Genomic DNA, 18,213 nt, shown 5'->3' on the forward strand with positions numbered 1-18,213 from the left:
GGACTTGATCCAGGACAATTGAGCACTGCGATCGGGATCATAAAAAGGAACATCATGAACTTCAGGGTACTGGCGATAATGCTGTGGTTGTGTGTTTCTAATGCCCATGCCCGAGATTGGACGATTGGCGTGTTGGCATTACGTGGCGATGCCCAAGCACAGACGCATTGGCAACCCTTGGTTGATAGCCTGAATCAGCAATTGCCGGAGCAGCATTTTCAATTATTACCGCTGGATTTACCGGCAATGAAAAACGCCGTGGCGCAGAATCGTATTGATTTTTTGCTCACCAATCCGGCGCAATATGTACAAATTGATAATCACTATCCTCTGCGTTGGTTAGTGTCTTTACGTTCAAGTCATGAACCGGATGGCACCAGTCGCAATGTGATTGGCAGTGTGATTTTAGTGCGCGCAGACAGTGATATTCACTCGCCGCAGGCGCTTATCGACAAACGCGTTGGCGCAGTTTCCGCCGAAGCCTTTGGCGGTTACTTATTGGGATACAAAGCGTTGCGTGATATGGGGCTACAGCCTGAACAAGATTTTCAATTGCATTTCACCGGTTTCCCCGTTGATGCGTTAATTTATCTCCTGCGCGACCATGCCATTTCTGCCGCCATCGTTCCCACCTGTTTGTTGGAAGATATGCAAGCAGAAGGGTTGGTTCATGCCCGCGATTTTCGGCCATTATTAGCAAAGCAATCGACCATTCCCTGCCTGACCAGTACTGAGCTATACCCAAACTGGTCATTTGCTGCGTTAGCGCACGTCCCTGATGAACTCGCTGATAATGTGACACGCACGTTGCTCACCCCGGCAAACAATAAAGCCCCACAGTGGGGAGCGCCCTCGTCAACCAATCAGGTAGAAAACCTGTTGCGCGCGGTGAATCAACACCCACAACAACCGCATTTTGGGCAGCAAATTCTAGATTGGGCGCAGCAGCACCGATTATTGCTTGCCGCTATTGCCGTGGTTTTACTGTTGCTGGGTGCCAATCATATTTGGGTCGCCTTTTTAGTCCGTCGCCGCAGTCGCCAGTTAGAGCAGTTGCACCAGCAACTTCGCATCAGAGAAAGCGCTCTGGAGCAAGCCCAACGGTTGAGTATTTTGGGGGAAATGGCGTCAGGATTTGCCCATGAGCTGAATCAGCCCCTCAGTGCCATTCAACACTACGCCGATGGCTGCGCCATTCGCCTGCAACGAGAGCAAGATGACCATCCGTTACTACCCATTTTGGGGCACATCAGCCAACAGGCCCTGCGCGGGGCCGGTACTATTACCAATTTGCGTCTATGGGTGGGGAAAAAACCCACACAGGTGCAGGTGACCAATAACATCACGACAAACCAGCCGCTGGATCAACTGCTGATGCACCTGTGGCAATTATTGCAGGCCGAACAGCACCAACCTCCCTGTCAACTTCACACCGATATCGATCCACATATCGACTTACGCTTGCCCCCCACATTACTGGAGCAAGTGTTGTGTAACCTGATAACTAACAGCTTACAAGCTGGGGCCAGCCAGTTATGGTTAAATGCCCATCAACAAACAGACCGGGTGACACTGACATTACAAGATGATGCCGGGGGCTTAACCGCGGAACAGCTCAATCAGCCCTTTGCCCCTTTCCGCTCGACCAAAAGTGATGGCCTTGGCCTGGGATTGGTCATTTGCCAACGGCTGATAAACAGTCAGGGCGGAAGTCTTTCATTGCGTAACCACCAATCCCCCAATGGCCACCTGGGGGTGCTAGTCACCCTGACATTACCTATAAACCCAAGCAAGGAGCTTACTTTTGTCACTGATTCATCTGGTTGATGACGATATCGCTGTCACTGATGCCTGCCGTTTTTTACTGGAGAGCCTCGGCTACAAAGTCAAAGTGTGGCATGGCGGTGAAGAATTTCTGGCACAAGCTGATTTATATTTATCGGGCGTATTATTGCTAGATATTCGCATGCCGTTGCTTGATGGCACTCAGGTTTATGCCCAGATGCGTCAGCTAAACAGCACGTTGGCGGTGATATTCCTTACCGCCCATGGCGATGTGCCACAGGCTGTTGAACAAATGAAGTGGGGGGCGGTTGATTTCTTACAAAAACCCGTGGCCACGACACCCTTAATGGCAGCACTGCAACGGGGTTTTGTGCAATCGGATCAACTGATGAACAATCGACAGGTGCAACAACGCTATGCTTCTTTGACGCCCAGAGAACAGATGATTGCTCAGTGGGTTATGCAAGGATTGATTAATCGCGAAATTGCCGACAAAGCCTGTGTTTCGGTCAGAACAGTGGAAGTCCACCGGGCTAAAGTGATGGAAAAAATGGCAGCCAATAGTTTAGCTGAGTTAGTCTGCATGCTAAATCCGATAAAATAGCCCAATCAGCACGGGTTAAAGAATAATCACACCCTTGAGTTGACTGATGAAATATTCAACAAAAAAGAGTGAAAATGGTTTTTTGGTGCGGTCTTTTTTCCTGTAAGCCCCTAAAAATGCCACAATAGTCTACCTTAAAACGACAGATGAACAGATTGGTACAGGACTGAATCTTCGGAAATAAATAGTCACCTGTCTAAATGAATTACAATGACGCTGAGAACAGATATGCAAGTTCCTTCTTTTGATCGTTCACTACTGCACCCACGTTATTGGCTGACTTGGCTCGGCCTCGGTATTCTCTACTTGCTGGTGCTACTCCCCTATCCGGTTATTTACACCATGGGAACTTCTCTTGGGCGTTTTTCCATGCGTTTTCTCAAACGACGCAAGCGAATTACCCAACGTAATCTCGAGTTGTGCTTTCCCGATATGCCTCAAACTGAGCGTGATGAACTGCTGGTTAAGAATTTTGAATCGGTCGGTATGGGGCTATTTGAAACGGGCATGGCATGGTTTTGGCCAGATTGGCGCATTCAGCGCTGGTGCAGTGTTAGTGGGCTGGAGCATATCCAACGAGCGCGTGATGAGGGTAAAGGGGTATTGTTGATTGGCTTGCATTTCCTGACGCTGGAACTGGGCGCCCGTATTTTTGGCATCTATAACCCCGGCATTGGAGTCTATCGCCCGCACGATAATAAAGCCATGGATTGGATGCAGACATGGGGCCGGATGCGGTCAAATAAAGCCATGCTAGACCGCAGGGATCTGAAAGGGATGATCCGCAGCCTTAAGCAAGGCGAGATTATCTGGTATGCACCGGATCATGACTACGGTCCACGCAGCAGTGTATTTGTGCCATTGTTCGCCGTTGAGCAAGCGGCCACCACCACCGGGACTTATCTGCTGGTACGTATGGGGAAACCCGCGATTATTCCTTTTACTCCCCGTCGATTACCTGATGGCAAAGGTTACCAACTGATTTTACAGCCCGCGGTGGAGAACTTCCCACTGGATAATGAAGTTGAAGCCGCAGCCTTTATGAATAAAGTGGTGGAAAAAGAGATTGTTCGTGCTACGGATCAATATATGTGGCTACACCGTCGCTTTAAAACTCGGCCCGAAGGTGCGCCTTCGCTGTATGAGTAACTATCCTAATGCCCAGAAGTCATGGGCATAATATAGTCGAAAAAGATATTACAGATGATAATGAGAATTAGTTTATATCAATTTTTTTGATACAATCTGTCAGTTTTATCCGCTAGAAACATAGTATTTATCTGACTGATAATGCAAATAATTAATCCTAGTTATTATCTGGTTATTTTTTTCTTGATAAGGATATACACATGCTAGCAACACTTAATCTCTGGTTCACGCGGTTAACTAACCATCCGGACGGCGGCAAACTGTTATTACGTCTTACGTTTGGTATTTTGATGTTATTCCATGGTGTGGCAAAAATTCAGCACGGCACCAGTTGGATAGCGGAGTCTTTACAGGCTCAGGGAATTCCTGGTTTTGTCGCTTATGGCGTTTACATTGGCGAGATTATTACCCCACTTCTGATTATTCTTGGTCTGTTTACCCGCCCTGCCGCTTTTATTTACGCAGTCAATCTGTTGGTTGCCGTTTTAATGGTTGGTACGGGTAAATTCTTTACCCTGACTCAGGTGGGGGCTTGGGGTTTGGAAAACGAAGCCATGTACTTCTTGGGTGGCGTCGCCATTATGTTGCTGGGCAGTGGTCGTTATTCCGTGACCAAAAATGAAGCCTATCGCTAAGAATCCGCGTTAAGAATTGATATGATACTGAGCCACTCCAACTAGCGGGTGGCTTTTTTCTGCCTTTCATCTGCATCAAATATAACATTCAGATTGCCGCGCCAAATTCTGTTATTCCCCAACTGAATAAGCATATTTCACCTTTTCAAACCTTCATTCCACTTTAATAAAAACTCATATTCATCTCATTGATGTAAATGCATTATGGGCGCATACTTATCAAGCTAACTGTTTTTTCTTGTGCTTTGTTGCCCCTTCAAACGCCCCTATCGACGAATAAAGAGACACAAAGCAATCACTTGCTTAATCGGTAATTTATGACCTCGGCCCCACAACCTGTTAACTGGAAAAGAAACCTTTTTGTCACCTGGTTAGGCTGTTTTCTCACCGGCGCGGCATTTAGTTTGATCATGCCTTTCTTGCCACTGTATGTGGAAGAGTTGGGTGTGAGCGGTCACCAGTCACTCAACATGTGGTCCGGTTTAGTTTTCAGTATCACGTTCCTGTTTTCTGCCATTGCAGCGCCGTTTTGGGGCAGCCTTGCTGACCGTAAAGGCCGTAAAATCATGCTGCTGCGCTCTGCACTCGGCATGGGGATTGTGATGGTGCTGATGGGGATGGCACAGAATATCTGGCAGTTTTTGGCGCTACGCGCACTGTTGGGATTGTTGGGTGGTTTTATTCCTAATGCCAATGCGCTTATTGCCACTCAAGTCCCACGTAATAGAAGTGGCTGGGCATTGGGTACACTTTCCACTGGCGGGGTCAGTGGTGCATTAATTGGGCCGTTGATTGGCGGGTTACTGGCAGATAGTTATGGTTTGCGGCCCGTCTTCTTTATTACTGCGGGAGTTTTGTTCGCCTGCTTCGCCATGACTTGGCTGTGTGTCAAAGAGCAATTTGCCCCAGTGTTGAAAAAAGATATGCTCAACGGGCGGCAGGTGTTTAACTCGCTAAAAAATCCCAAGTTAATTCTCAGCCTGTTTGTCACAACCATGATTATCCAGATTGCGACCGGGTCTATTGCGCCGATTCTTACGCTGTATGTCCGGGAACTCGCAGGCGATATTCATAATCTGGCGTTTGTCAGCGGCATGATTGCCTCGGTGCCCGGTGTCGCCGCGCTAATGAGTGCACCTCGTTTAGGGAAACTCGGCGATAAAATTGGCCCGGAGCGAATCCTGATTGCCATGTTGGCACTGTCAGTGCTAATTCTGATCCCAATGGCTTTTGTTCAGACCCCGCTGCAATTGGGTATTTTGCGCTTTTTATTAGGTGCAACAGATGGCGCATTACTTCCCGCAGTACAAACATTATTAATTTATAATTGTACTAATCAGGTCGCCGGTAGAATCTTTAGCTATAACCAATCATTTCGCGATGTCGGGAATGTCAGTGGACCACTTTTGGGTGCTGCCGTTTCTGCCAGCTATGGCTTTCGCGCCGTCTTTTGTGTCACGGCGGTCGTTGTGCTATTTAACGCCATATACTCTTACTGGTGTTTACAACGTCAGCCCTCAAAAGCGCGCCAACGAGAGGTTCAACAACCGTAAGACAGCTAAAAATTTTCAGTATAATCAGTAAAACCATCAGTATTTATTTTAACTTATTGATAAATATAATTAATAAGTCACTCATCACAAAGAAATTAGGCCACTTTTTGTGCCAAAATTCACCTTAAGACAGAAACATAACCCTGAGATATGCGTGACGTATCGACATTTCATCTAAAAATACGCTATAACCCCGATGTAAATTAAAAAATGACGTTATTATTGCGTTAAATTCTACTATAACGAGTGTTAAGCCTAAGAGTTGGTCGCAACACCAAAAAGGTAACATTCGACGATGGCTTATTCGCTCATTTTACAGCGATTCTATGGGAAGACTTTATGCAAACCACGATTAACAACCAAGGCGGTCGAACGTTCTTTGGCCATCCTTACCCGCTCAGCGGATTGTTTCTTTCTGAAATGTGGGAACGCTTCTCGTTTTACGGCATTCGTCCCCTCTTAATTTTATTTATGGCCGCCACTGTTTTTGATGGCGGTATGGGCCTGCCCCGTGAACAAGCGTCGGCTATTGTCGGGATTTTTGCCGGGAGTATGTATCTGGCTGCATTACCGGGCGGCTGGCTGGCTGACAACTGGCTTGGGCAACAACGCGCAGTTTGGTATGGTTCCATCCTGATTGCCTTGGGCCATTTGTCGATTGCCCTATCCGCCTTCTTTGGTAACAATCTATTCTTTATTGGTTTAGTGTTTATTGTTCTCGGTACGGGTTTATTCAAAACCTGTATCTCAGTCATGGTCGGTACTCTCTACAAACCGGGCGATGCCCGTCGTGACGGTGGCTTTTCACTGTTTTATATGGGTATCAATATGGGGTCGTTTATTGCGCCACTGATCTCGGGTTGGCTGCTACGCTCCCATGGCTGGCACTGGGGTTTTGGTATCGGCGGGATAGGTATGTTGGTGGCCCTGCTTATCTTCCGTGGTTTTGCTATCCCGGCAATGAAGCGTTATGACGCTGAAGTCGGTCTAGATTCAAGTTGGAATAAACCGACAGTCCAACGCCAAGGTGTTGGCAAGTGGGTTACCGCTATTTTAGCGGGCATCGTGGTGATAATTGCTTTAATTTCACAAGGTATTATTCCGATTAACCCGGTGTTAGTTGCTAGTTTACTGGTGTATGTTATCGCCGCCTCGGTGACTCTCTATTTCATCTATTTGTTCGCTTTTGCCAATATGAACCGTAAAGACCGCGCCCGTCTGCTGGTGTGCTTTATTCTGTTGGTGTCAGCGGCATTCTTCTGGTCTGCGTTTGAACAGAAACCAACGTCATTTAACCTGTTTGCTAATGACTATACCAACCGTACTGTTATGAACTTTGAAATTCCAACAGTCTGGTTCCAATCCATAAATGCCCTGTTTATCATTCTATTAGCGCCGGTATTCAGCTGGGCATGGCCTGCATTGGCGAAGAAAAACATTCAACCGAGCAGTATTACTAAATTCGTCATCGGTATCTTATGTGCCGCTGCCGGTTTTGGCGTGATGATGGTTGCTGCACAGCATGTGCTTAGCAGTGGTGGTGAAGGGGTTTCACCGTTGTGGCTAGTGATGAGTATTTTGCTGCTGACGCTGGGTGAATTGTGCTTAAGCCCTATTGGGCTGGCGACGATGACATTACTGGCTCCAGACAGAATGCGTGGTCAGGTCATGGGGCTGTGGTTCTGTGCCAGTTCACTGGGTAATCTGGCTGCAGGCTTAATTGGTGGTCAGGTTAAAGCTGATCAACTTGATATGCTGCCAACCTTGTTTGCACGCTGCTCAATTGCCTTGGTTATCTGTGCTGCAGTGCTTATCTTGCTTATCGTGCCTATTCGCCGCTTGATGAACAATACTCAGGGCCAACAGACCGCCTGAGACTCATTGATCAACCAAGCTTGATTCAAAAACCCGCCCCTTGTTTGGCGGGTTTTTGATTAATACGCTATAACGGCCATTCCCGTTGTTGCAATACAACCCGATAGCCATCGACGTCTTCAAAAGTTTTGCCGTTCACATCCCAATAAGGATTGTAGGACGCTACAGTGCTAAAACCTGCGCATAACATTTGTTGACACTGACGAGTCCACACATCCTCATCAGGGATATAAAAAACCAATAAGTTATCCGCCGTGGGGGCTCGCCCAACCTCTACCCCACGATGATGCGTAAACTCTAAATGATAAGCGTGGTGTGGATGGCCGAGAATGATGCCATCGAATCCTTGATGGTCATAAAAACTACCAAGCCGGGTAAACCCCAAACCACTGCAATACATCTCACTGATAACATCAAGATTATCTGTCGGTCTGGCAACACGCATTACTGCATTTTGTGGTAATACCGGCAAATCAGTTACAGGCGGCATGGCGGGTATCATATATCACCTATTTTTATTCGTATGGGCCGTGGTGGGCATCGATGGGGAGCATAAAAGTATCAACAATCATTGATAAGGGCACATCAATCACCGTGACATATTTCCATGGCCCGTCGCGCATATCCCATTGCACGCCGGGATAATATTGATGTCCATGCCCCTGCCCCGGCACCGTACGGCTGATAATGCTGCCACAGCCAGATAGCAGCATGATACCGGCCCCCAGCATGAAAACTCGTATCATAGCGACTAAGGTATTTGTTGGTTTGGGCATGGAATTTACACTATTGGCGATCGAGCAATAAGCTCTTTGAAATTCAGGGCGGAATGCAGTTTATCATAGCGGCATGTTAAGATACCGTGCGGAAAGTGTTAAAAAACCACTTAATAAGCCTTAAAAAAACGGGCAATACAAAATGTATGCCCGCTTTATATTTAAGATTACGAAGATTTCGCGACAGGGAATGCCCGCATATTGTGCGCCAGTTGGCGATAATATCCGTTCCAGACTCGATACTGTTTCGGCTGTTGCCAGACTTGCTGGTGTAGGCGAGACATCAGGACAGGATCACTGAGCAGCTCCAGACGTTGCAGTTTACCCAGTTTTTCCGGTCCGGCTTCCAGTGCGGCAGTCACCCGCTCGACACGAACTTGCTCAATAATTGCACGAGTATGATGCCGTGCAGTTGCCATGGCACTGACCAATGCGTTATACGATGGGTTCATCACGGCGTGGAAGAAACCCTGACTGAGCGCGCGCTGATGATTTAGCTTCAGATACTCTTCCGTCGCCACCAACTCCCGTGGCGGACTGTATTCTTCCGGGATCAAGAACAACTTAACCCGTTTACTGGCCAGCCCCAAAGTACGGCGGCTAGAGAGCACCGAGACCACTGGTGAGAGAATCAGCGAGAAGACAATCGGCGATAACCACCACAGGAAACGCAGATCCAACCACGCCACACCGCCCGCCCAAATTAACCCCAGTAACAGTTGTGGCCCGTGACGCACCATGGCTTCACTCCAGGAGGTCGCATCATCATCACGTTGTGGTGAATTCCATTGCACCGACCAGCCCAGGAAAGCGCTGACCACAAATACCGTATGGAATAGCATCCGTACCGGTGCCAATAGCACGGAGAACAGCATTTCAGACAACATCGACAGCAACAGACGTATTGCCCCACCGTACTCTTTCGAACCTTTGGCCCAGATCAAAATGATACTGAGTAACTTGGGCAAGAACAGCAAGACCAAGGTGGTAGAGAATAAACCAATTGCCAGCTCTGGCCGCCATTGAGGCCAAACCGGGAAGAGTTGGCGCGGTTGCAGGAAATATTGCGGCTCCATCAAGGTATGCACCGCTTGCAGCGCGGTACACAGCACCAAGAACATAAACCACAGCGGTGCAGACAAATAAGACATGACGCCGGTGAGGAACACCGCCCGATGAACCGGATGCATGCCTTTAACCAAAAACAACCTGAAGTTCATCAAGTTACCGTGGCACCAGCGGCGATCACGTTTTAATTCATCGAGCAAGTTAGGTGGCAATTCCTCATAGCTGCCCGGTAAGTCATAAGCTATCCAGACTCCCCATCCAGCACGGCGCATTAAGGCTGCTTCGACAAAATCATGAGACAAAATAGCACCGGCGAACGAGCCTTCCCCCGGCAATGGCGCTAATGCACAATGCTCAATGAAAGGTTTGACTCTGATAATGGCGTTATGGCCCCAATAATGAGACTCGCCTAACTGCCAATAATGCAAGCCAGCAGTAAACAGTGGGCCATAAACTCGGGTCGCAAATTGTTGGATACGGGCATACAGCGTATCCATTCCGGATGCTTTCGGAGCAGACTGAATGATCCCGGCATTAGGATTGGCTTCCATTAAACGCACCAATCCCGTTAGGCATCCACCGCTCATCACGCTGTCAGCATCCAGAATCACCATATAGCTATATTGACCGCCCCAACGGCGGCAGAAGTCATCAATATTGCCACTTTTACGTTTAACCCGACGCCGACGACGGCGATAGAAAATACGGCCATGACCATCAACATCTCGGCACAATTCCAGCCAGGCTTTCTGTTCTGCCACACAGATATCAGGGTCATAACTGTCACTTAAGACATAAATATCGAAGTGCTCAAGTTGCCCGGTCGCAGCCACTGACTCATAGGTTGCCCGCAGCCCAGCGAAGACGCGTTCCACGTCTTCATTACAAATAGGCATAATCAGCGCCGTTCGGTGCGCCGGATTTAACGCCTCATCCCCTTTAATGGTGGAAGAGATGCTGTATTTATCTTTGCCAATCAGTAATTGCAGGAACCCCATCAGCGCGGTCCAGAAACCCGCAGAAACCCAGCAGAACAGCACAGCGAACAGAATAAGAATGCCCGTTTGCAGTAAATAAGGGAGTAATTGCATCACCGAAACCTGCCAGTTCTGTTGCCAGATCTCAAAAGGATCGATTAATGCCCAGCCCTGATACGGCAAAATAGTCTTCATATAGCTGGTGGCGATGGTGGTTTGCAGCACAATCAGTATCAGCAAGATATAGCGCCGCAATGAACCTACACTACGCCATTTTTTCTCAGCGGCGGCTTCTTCGTGAGTTTGTGCTCGTGAAACAGGACTGCGGCCCAGCAACGAATCCCAAAAACGCCCAACCGGATTGGTGCGCCATGCCTGCGGCGCCATACTGGTACGTTTAATGGGCGGCATGGCATGAATAACCGTGCGCCCTTCTGCGTCTCGCGCCAATAATTTGCCATCATTCAGTGCATCTGGCCATGCGGCCTGCAAGCGCGCATTGACAGAGGCCAACGCACTGTCTTGCTCACTGAAAGCCACCGGATCAGAGATGTTGGCGGCCAATTGTTGATGCACACGTGGTATAGCATCTGGCGTGCTGGCCAGTAGCACATCCTCAGGTAAAGCATCACGCAACGCCCCCAGCTGCTGCGCAGTCAGGGGCAAGTCCGCAATGTAATCCTGTACGGGGGATTGATTTGACTTATTCATCGGCAGGTAGCTGATAGCTCCAGGTTTCAGTCAGGGTTTTATCGCCGTTAACCAGCGCTGCGCGCATCTCTATCGGTTTTTTGGCATCCTTAACTTTCAGCCGCAGTGTCAAACGCCAGCCTTTAGTAACAGGATTATAACGGACTGAATTTTCAATTAATTCACCGTTCTCATCAATACTGACCTGCGAAGACAGCGGTGCATTTTCATCAAGTGATTTCAACACTGGGCCGACAAAATCAACCAAGAAAGCGACGCTACCATCAGGTTGACGAATCAGATTTGACTGTTTCACATCCCCCGTTGAGCGCAGAGTCTGTTTCACGTAGGCAATATCCGATGAATGTAATTTCTCTTCATCACGAGTAAAATGCAGACGGTAATTCAGATCCAGCGATGTTTTGGCATCAGGCAACACATCAGGGGTCCAGAACGCCACGATGTTATCGTTGGTTTCATCCGCTGTAGGGATTTCCACCAGTTCCACTTTCCCTTTGCCCCAATCGCCACGCGGTTCCACCCAAGCACTTGGGCGTAAATCATAACGATCGTCTAAATCCTCATATTGTGAGAATTCACGACCACGTTGCAGCAGACCAAATCCTTTAGGATTCTCTACCGTATAGGTACTGACCGACAAATGCTTAGGATTGTTCAGTGGTCGCCAAATCCATTCACCATTGCCAGCATGAATAGAAAGACCATTGGAGTCATGCAATGCCGGGCGATAGTTCAATACCGCAGACGGTTGGCTTGGGCCAAACAGGAACATACTGGTTAAGGGGGCAATCCCCAGCTTCTCGACTTTATCGCGCAAGAAGACTTTAGCCTGCACATCAATGGTGGTATCGCGACCCGGATAAATGACAAAACGGTAAGCGCCGGTAGCTCGTGGTGAGTCCAGTAACGCGAAGATAACCAAATGTTTATCATTCGGTTTAGGTCTCTCAATCCAGAACTCACGAAAACGTGGGAATTCCTCGCCAGAGGCCAATGCGGTATCAATCGCCAACCCGCGAGCAGAAAGACCATATACCTGACCTTTACCAATCACACGAAAATAGCTGGCACCCAGCATACTGACGATTTCATCTTTTTTATCCGCTTTATTAATGGGATAAAGCACTTTAAACCCAGCAAAACCCAAATTCTTCACGGACTCAGGATCATGTTTGACTGAGCCGAAGTTAAAATAATCGGGACTATAACTGATGGGCTTAACACTGGTTGCCGTGACTTCATTAATCTGCACCGGGGTGTCGAAATACATCCCCTGATGATAAAACTCTAACTTAAATGGCGTATCCAGTTTGGTCCAATATGACTTGTCATGGTTAAACTGAATCTGCTGATAATCGGCAAATTTCATTTCACGAAATTGCGATGGAAGATTACTTTTTGGTGCTTCGAAACTTTTACCCGCCAGAGCCTGAGCTTGTTTAGCGACATCATCTAACGAGAAAGCCATTGCCTGAGAAGTGAATAATGACAGCAGGAGAGTCACTCCCAACCATCTGGCGCTGTTCGCGCGTAACCCTTTTGACATTCTATTTGCGTCCGACAAAATATTAACTCCCACATCTCCCCCTAAATCACAATAGCCAAATTATTGACGGTTTATCCCGCAGACTAGGTAGATAAATCCAGATTATTGTTATGTCTGGAGTTATACTGCCCGCTCATTGTGTAAACCTGTGGCTAAGCCATAAGCCTAACAAGCTAGGCTAAAATACGCTATGGAAAATTATTAACCCTTATAGTAGTGTTTCTCGTCGTCCTGATCCATTGATAACGTATATAGTTAACAATGAATATTTACTATAAAGAAAAAGTCTGGGCAAAATCAGATAGGTTATTCTAATTCAGATAACAACTAGCGAATAAGTATGAAAAAAAATACTAACCAACGGGAGTACTTTTTAGACGCCATTCGCGCCTATTTGATGTTACTCGGCATTCCTTTTCATCTTTCTCTTATATACTCCAGCAATCATTGGGCCGTTAACAGCGGTCATCCCTCGCTGACATTTACCTTCCTGAACGATTTCATTCACGCCTTTCGTATGCAGGTATTTTTTGTTATTTCAGGCTATTTTTCGTTCATGCTATATCAGCGCTATGAGCGCCAGCGCTGGCTTCAGGTCCGCCTAGAACGTGTGGTTATTCCGTTAGTTACCGCTATTCCGTTGATTACTATACCGCAGTTTTTCTTACTCAAGAATTACACTAATAAATTACAAGATTGGAACTCATTTACAATTTATCAAAAAATAAATATTGCTATTTGGGAAGTTGTTTCACACTTATGGTTTTTGTTAACTCTCGCATTACTCACGGGGCTGTGCTTTTATCTGTTTCAGAAAATGAAGAATAAAAAACACGCAATTCCTGCTTTGATAAAAGGAATGAATAATATAGGAAAAATCTCACTATCATTGTTTCTATTTGTGTTTGTTTATTCAGTAGTGCGGAGAATAATATTTCTTCTTAACCCTGAAATTCTCTTTAATAGTGTTTTCAATTTCGTTGTTATGGAGACACTTTTTTATCTGCCTTTCTTTCTTCTGGGTGCCTACAGTTTTATCTATCCCCCACTTAAACAGGTATTTCTCACGTTTTCGCCCGGCGCATTAGTCGCCTCCGTGCTATTGTTTGGTGCCTACTATCTAAACCAACATATTAATACTTCTGAGTTTTTTGCCTTTGAGCTGGATCTTATTATTAAGGCATTAATGGGGGTTACCATGACCAACGTTGTCTATTCTCTTGGGCATCGGTTGCTCAACTACCCTTCCCCCCGTATCACTTATCTGGTTAACGCCTCCCTCTTCATTTATCTGGTGCATCACCCATTAACCTTGGTTTATGGAGCATTTATCACGCCACAAATTGACAATAACGCTCTGGGTTTCATACTTGGTATGGTCTTTGTTTGCCTAATTTCGTTTGCTTTATATGAGGTTCATCGCCGTATTCCATTGCTGAAATTCTTGTTTTCTGGCAAGCCCCAGCAGCAAACGGCGTAATCAAAGTATTATTCAAACGAATAATGTTATTGCTAAGTGATTGAGTTATCTGCATACCGTTTTGGTCATAAAACCGCTACACTGTCAGGCCATCATGTTGATGCGGGATGGCAAATGCCTCACTGTGCGCTCTGTTTTTAGAGCAGTTATCCTGTTGATTCCTAGCAGGATTTGTTTCACTTGCAGTGACAACAAAAAGAGGAATTGTGATGAATAAGCAAGAATCTATTGAGAATAATCCCACATCGGATACTGCGCAGTTCGGTACTCTACTGGCCCTCATTAGCCGTCTTAGCGGTGCACTGGATAGCGCGATCACCGGTAAAGATCGCAGTGTCTTAATTACAGAACTCTCACAATTTTCAACCGATAATCTTCCTGAACAGGAAAAACTCGTGACGGCTGAAGCCCTGCGAAGAGCTTTGGCAACGATCAAGCGCGACTAGTTGTTATACAACGCTCACCCTTGATTCCCCGCGGGCGATTAAAGGTGAGCGACCTGCCTCTTATTTGTACAGTTTTGTTTTTTTCTCGTCCTATGACCAAAATCATTGCTGTTTCTGCCTCAATAACCCATTGAATTGGGTCATATCTACCCATAGATTCCAGCAAATCTGTGTATAATAATTTCGCCCCCTTTCATTTCGTTATATTTATCTCAGGAGACCTCCCACCTTGGACGCCATCACTATCAATAGCCTTTTTTTGATCGGCGCAGTGCTGGTGGGAGCCAGTATTTTATTAAGCTCACTCTCTTCCCGGTTAGGTATTCCTATTTTGGTTATCTTCCTCGGTATTGGCATGTTGGCGGGCACCGACGGCATTGGCGGTATTGCTTTTAATAATTATCCTGCCGCCTATCTGGTCAGTAACTTGGCGTTAGCCGTTATCCTGCTGGATGGCGGAATGCGCACTCGAGCGTCATCATTCCGTGTTGCACTGTGGCCCGCCCTTTCGTTGGCAACCGTCGGTGTGTTAATTACGGCGGGGCTGACCGGTTTAGCCGCCGCGTGGTTATTTGATTTAGATATTATTCAGGGTTTATTAATTGGTGCGATTATAGGTTCCACTGATGCCGCCGCAGTCTTCTCGCTATTAGGGGGTAAAGGTCTGAATGAGCGCGTCAGTGCAACGCTGGAGATTGAATCGGGTAGCAACGATCCGATGGCAGTCTTTTTAACCATTACTCTGATCGCCATGATCTCCGCCGGTGAAACCAGCCTCAGTTGGATGTTCCTGGTCCACTTAATACAGCAATTTGGCTTGGGGATTTTTATTGGGCTAGGCGGCGGTGGGCTGCTGCTGTTGCTCATTAATCGTATTGAGCTGCCAAGTGGCTTATACCCATTATTGGCCGTCAGCGGCGGGATTTTAGTCTTCTCACTCGCCACGGCCATGAATGGTAGTGGCATTTTGGCGGTCTACCTCTGTGGCTTGTTGTTAGGTAACCGCCCAATTCGCAACCGCGCAGGCATTTTGCAAACCTTCGATGGGTTGGCATGGCTCAGTCAAATTGGAATGTTCGTCGTATTGGGGTTGTTACTTAACCCAAGTGAATTGCTGCCAATTGCCATCCCGGCGCTGATCCTTTCATTGTGGATGATTCTGTTCGCCCGCCCCCTGTCGGTGTTTATCGGCTTACTGCCCTTCCCAAGTTTTAATCTGCGGGAACGCATCTTTATTTCATGGGTTGGCCTACGTGGTGCAGTACCGGTTATTTTGGCCGTATTCCCGATGATGGCGGGTATTCCCAATGCGAATTTATTCTTCAATGTCGCCTTTTTTGTCGTGTTGGTCTCGCTATTATTGCAAGGTACCAGCCTGTCGTTCGCTGCGCGTAAGACAAAATTGGTGGTCCCCCCAGCCCTGGCTCCGGTGGCGCGTATTGGTTTAGACATTGATAAGAATAATCAGTGGGAGCAATTTATTTACCAACTCAGCTCCGACAAGTGGTGCATTGGTGCTGCCTTGCGTGATTTAAAAATGCCGGAGGAAACCCGAATTGCCGCACTATTTCGAGGAAAGGATCTGTTACACCCAAATGGCAGTACCCGCCTGAAAGAAGGCGATATCTTGTGTGTCATTGGTCAGGAGCATCATCTACCTGCTCTGGGGAAACTGTTTAGCCAATCCCCCAGCATTCAATTGGACGAGCGCTTCTTTGGTGATTTTATTCTCGATGCTGATGCAAAGCTTCATGACATCTCTCAGATTTATGGCCTCAATCTGGAGCCCGGTGTCGATAAGCAACAAACCCTCGGCCAATTTGTGCTTTATCTCTTTGGCGGCGAACCGGTTATCGGTGATCAGATTGAGTGGGATGGATTAACTTGGACCATTGCCGAAATGGAGTCTGATCGCGTCAGTCGGGTTGGGGTGAAGATAGTGACGGATAAAGCCTGATTCTCACACTGCGACTCTGGCATGCCGTAGCTGATTACACGGCATGCCAGCATAATCTGTCACTCAACATTAATCATCCAGCCGACCCCAAATTTATCCGTCAGCATCCCAAAGCCCTTAGCCCAGAATGTTGCGCCAAATGGCATAATCACTTGCCCTCCTTCAGATAAACCGTTGAATAGCGCTTCGCCTTTATCCATATCGGTCACATTAATTGAGAGTGAATAGCCCTTATGTGGGCTGTCACCGTCACTTGCACAACCATCAGACGCCATGATCACATTACTACCCACTTGTAAGCGGGCATGCATGATGGACTCAGGATTAGTACCGGGTGGGCAACTTTCGGGATCAGGAATATCTTTATAACGCATCATCGCAACTACATCGCCGCCCAATTGCTCGGCATAAAACTTAACGGCGTTTTCACAGTCACCATTAAAAAATAAATAAGGCTGAATCAACATGATTTTGCCCTCGTTAAAGCCCCTGAACACAATCATTGTGATGCAGAGGCCAGATAGTTATCACTAGCAATAATTGCTGGCAGTGACTTATTAGTGTAGTGCTGTAGTGACAAAAATGGTGAGGAATGCTCTCATTTTAAACAATCGTTTTGTGGCAAAAAGTTACACTCTGCTCGGCTTAATGCGGTTAACCAAAATAATCCCCACACAGACCAATACCAAGGCGATAGCATTTTTCCACTCGAGAATACTTTCGTTCAGGAAAATGGCCGACAGTACAGCTCCGGATACGGGGATAAGGAAGTTGAATGGGGCAACCATACCAACTCGGTTATATTTGAGCAGTAGACTCCATAATGCAAAAGCCGCTGACGATAACAGCACCAGATATGCCAGTAACAATAATGCCTGCCATCCAAATCCACTTAAGTTACCGCCAAAGAGATAACCGCCAACCGTCAATACCAGCCCGCCAATCGCCAATTGATAGCCTGTCATCACAGTCGTATCCATGGTTTGCGAAATACGTTTACCGTAGATACTGGCTGCTGAAAGAATGAATGCGGCCAAGACCACACTGCCTTCCCCCATCAGCGAAAAATTGAAGTCCATCAAGTCGGAGCCGAAATTAACCACCATGACACCGGCAAAACCTAATGCGCACCCAATAATTTTATTGAATGTCAGTCGGTCATTTTTATAAATGTAATGAGCTAATAGCACACTGAAAAATGTGCCAGTTGCATTCATAATTGACCCTTTTACACCCGTGGTGTATGCCAAGCCAATATAGAAAAAAACATACTGCAAAGCTGTCTGAGTTAACCCCAAAATAGCAATCTGCTTATACTGGCCTTTTCTAAGGCGCCCAATTGCCTTACCACTGGCAATTGCAAAAATGAGCAGCACAATCCCGGCCAATAAAAAACGATAACCCGCGAAAACCATTTTGCTTGGAATATCATCTGGAGCAATATGAAATAGCGCATAACCATTTTTAATGGCCGGATAGGCGCTCCCCCAAAGCAAGCAACAGAATGTTGCGACGAGAAAAACAAATTTTTTATTCGTAAAAAGCGGAGGACTACTGTCCACGTCAACATCCTTTTCAATCATGAAATGAAACATTGTTTCGTTATAACCATTTCTCATTAAAAAGTCCTGTCTGATGTCACCTTTTCCCT

15 protein-coding genes are annotated in these 18,213 nt (G+C 46.9%); 9 read left to right on the forward strand and 6 right to left on the reverse strand.

Translation table 11 applies throughout. The features are described from left to right. Nucleotides 1-54: 54 nt before the first annotated feature. The 6 genes from ttrS (at nt 55) to HUZ92_RS03230 (ending at nt 7,601) form a co-directional block, all read left to right on the forward strand. Nucleotides 55-1,827 (forward strand): tetrathionate respiration histidine kinase TtrS, encoded by a 1,773-nt coding sequence (ttrS, locus tag HUZ92_RS03205; protein WP_145579694.1) that lies wholly within the window; start codon nt 55-57, stop codon nt 1,825-1,827. Beyond that, the gene (gene ttrR / locus HUZ92_RS03210) at nt 1,805-2,389 is read left to right on the forward strand and encodes a tetrathionate respiration response regulator TtrR (protein WP_050097192.1); all 585 of its coding nucleotides are present in this window, start codon (nt 1,805-1,807) and stop codon (nt 2,387-2,389) included. The genes ttrS and ttrR overlap by 23 nt, the downstream gene beginning before the upstream one ends. Nucleotides 2,390-2,617: 228 nt before the next feature. After that, complete coding sequence (locus HUZ92_RS03215) at nt 2,618-3,538, forward strand: Kdo(2)-lipid IV(A) acyltransferase (RefSeq protein ID WP_050097742.1); 921 nt, start codon at nt 2,618-2,620, stop codon at nt 3,536-3,538. A 200-nt stretch (nt 3,539-3,738) separates the two neighbouring features. Continuing rightward, on the forward strand, nt 3,739-4,173 hold the full coding sequence (locus HUZ92_RS03220; RefSeq protein ID WP_050097191.1) for a DoxX family protein: 435 nt from the start codon (nt 3,739-3,741) through the stop codon (nt 4,171-4,173). A 317-nt stretch (nt 4,174-4,490) separates the two neighbouring features. Further along, nucleotides 4,491-5,726 carry a multidrug efflux MFS transporter MdtG gene (gene mdtG / locus HUZ92_RS03225; protein WP_145579695.1) on the forward strand — a complete coding sequence of 412 codons (1,236 nt, stop codon included), beginning with the start codon at nt 4,491-4,493 and terminating at the stop codon, nt 5,724-5,726. Between the two features lie 339 nt (nt 5,727-6,065). Then, nucleotides 6,066-7,601: a peptide MFS transporter gene (locus HUZ92_RS03230; RefSeq protein WP_050097189.1), complete on the forward strand. Its 1,536-nt coding sequence runs from the start codon at nt 6,066-6,068 to the stop codon at nt 7,599-7,601. 67 nt (nt 7,602-7,668) lie between these two features. On the opposite strand, the gene HUZ92_RS03235 is transcribed toward HUZ92_RS03230, so the two are convergent. The 4 genes from HUZ92_RS03235 to HUZ92_RS03250 form a co-directional block, all read right to left on the reverse strand. Next, the gene (locus HUZ92_RS03235) at nt 7,669-8,091 is read right to left on the reverse strand and encodes a VOC family protein (protein WP_230678309.1); all 423 of its coding nucleotides are present in this window, start codon (nt 8,089-8,091) and stop codon (nt 7,669-7,671) included. A 25-nt stretch (nt 8,092-8,116) separates the two neighbouring features. Beyond that, nucleotides 8,117-8,377, reverse strand: a complete 261-nt coding sequence (locus HUZ92_RS03240; protein ID WP_072086452.1) for a YceK/YidQ family lipoprotein — start codon at nt 8,375-8,377, stop codon at nt 8,117-8,119. A 167-nt stretch (nt 8,378-8,544) separates the two neighbouring features. Then, nucleotides 8,545-11,133, reverse strand: coding sequence for a glucans biosynthesis glucosyltransferase MdoH (gene mdoH / locus HUZ92_RS03245; RefSeq protein ID WP_145579696.1), 2,589 nt, complete (start codon nt 11,131-11,133; stop codon nt 8,545-8,547). Further along, nucleotides 11,126-12,679: a glucan biosynthesis protein G gene (locus HUZ92_RS03250; RefSeq protein WP_050097187.1), complete on the reverse strand. Its 1,554-nt coding sequence runs from the start codon at nt 12,677-12,679 to the stop codon at nt 11,126-11,128. The genes mdoH and HUZ92_RS03250 overlap by 8 nt, the downstream gene beginning before the upstream one ends. Before the next feature lie 340 nt (nt 12,680-13,019). Here HUZ92_RS03250 and mdoC point away from each other — a divergent pair, with 340 nt between their 5' ends. From mdoC to HUZ92_RS03265, 3 genes are all read left to right on the forward strand, one after another. After that, nucleotides 13,020-14,159 (forward strand): glucans biosynthesis protein MdoC, encoded by a 1,140-nt coding sequence (mdoC, locus tag HUZ92_RS03255; protein ID WP_050097186.1) that lies wholly within the window; start codon nt 13,020-13,022, stop codon nt 14,157-14,159. Between the two features lie 209 nt (nt 14,160-14,368). Continuing rightward, complete coding sequence (locus tag HUZ92_RS03260) at nt 14,369-14,605, forward strand: hypothetical protein (RefSeq protein WP_050097185.1); 237 nt, start codon at nt 14,369-14,371, stop codon at nt 14,603-14,605. 229 nt (nt 14,606-14,834) lie between these two features. Then, nucleotides 14,835-16,562 carry a potassium/proton antiporter gene (locus HUZ92_RS03265; RefSeq protein WP_050097184.1) on the forward strand — a complete coding sequence of 576 codons (1,728 nt, stop codon included), beginning with the start codon at nt 14,835-14,837 and terminating at the stop codon, nt 16,560-16,562. A 59-nt stretch (nt 16,563-16,621) separates the two neighbouring features. On the opposite strand, the gene HUZ92_RS03270 is transcribed toward HUZ92_RS03265, so the two are convergent. Together HUZ92_RS03270 and HUZ92_RS03275 are read right to left on the reverse strand one after the other, a co-directional pair. Further along, nucleotides 16,622-17,029: a VOC family protein gene (locus HUZ92_RS03270; protein WP_050097183.1), complete on the reverse strand. Its 408-nt coding sequence runs from the start codon at nt 17,027-17,029 to the stop codon at nt 16,622-16,624. Nucleotides 17,030-17,191: 162 nt separating this feature from the next. Continuing rightward, a complete protein-coding gene (locus tag HUZ92_RS03275; protein WP_050097739.1) occupies nt 17,192-18,124 on the reverse strand; it encodes a DMT family transporter in 933 nt (310 codons plus the stop codon). Nucleotides 18,125-18,213: the final 89 nt, after the last annotated feature.

Source organism: Yersinia vastinensis, assembly GCF_902726565.1.
In the GTDB taxonomy this organism is placed as follows: domain Bacteria; phylum Pseudomonadota; class Gammaproteobacteria; order Enterobacterales; family Enterobacteriaceae; genus Yersinia; species Yersinia vastinensis.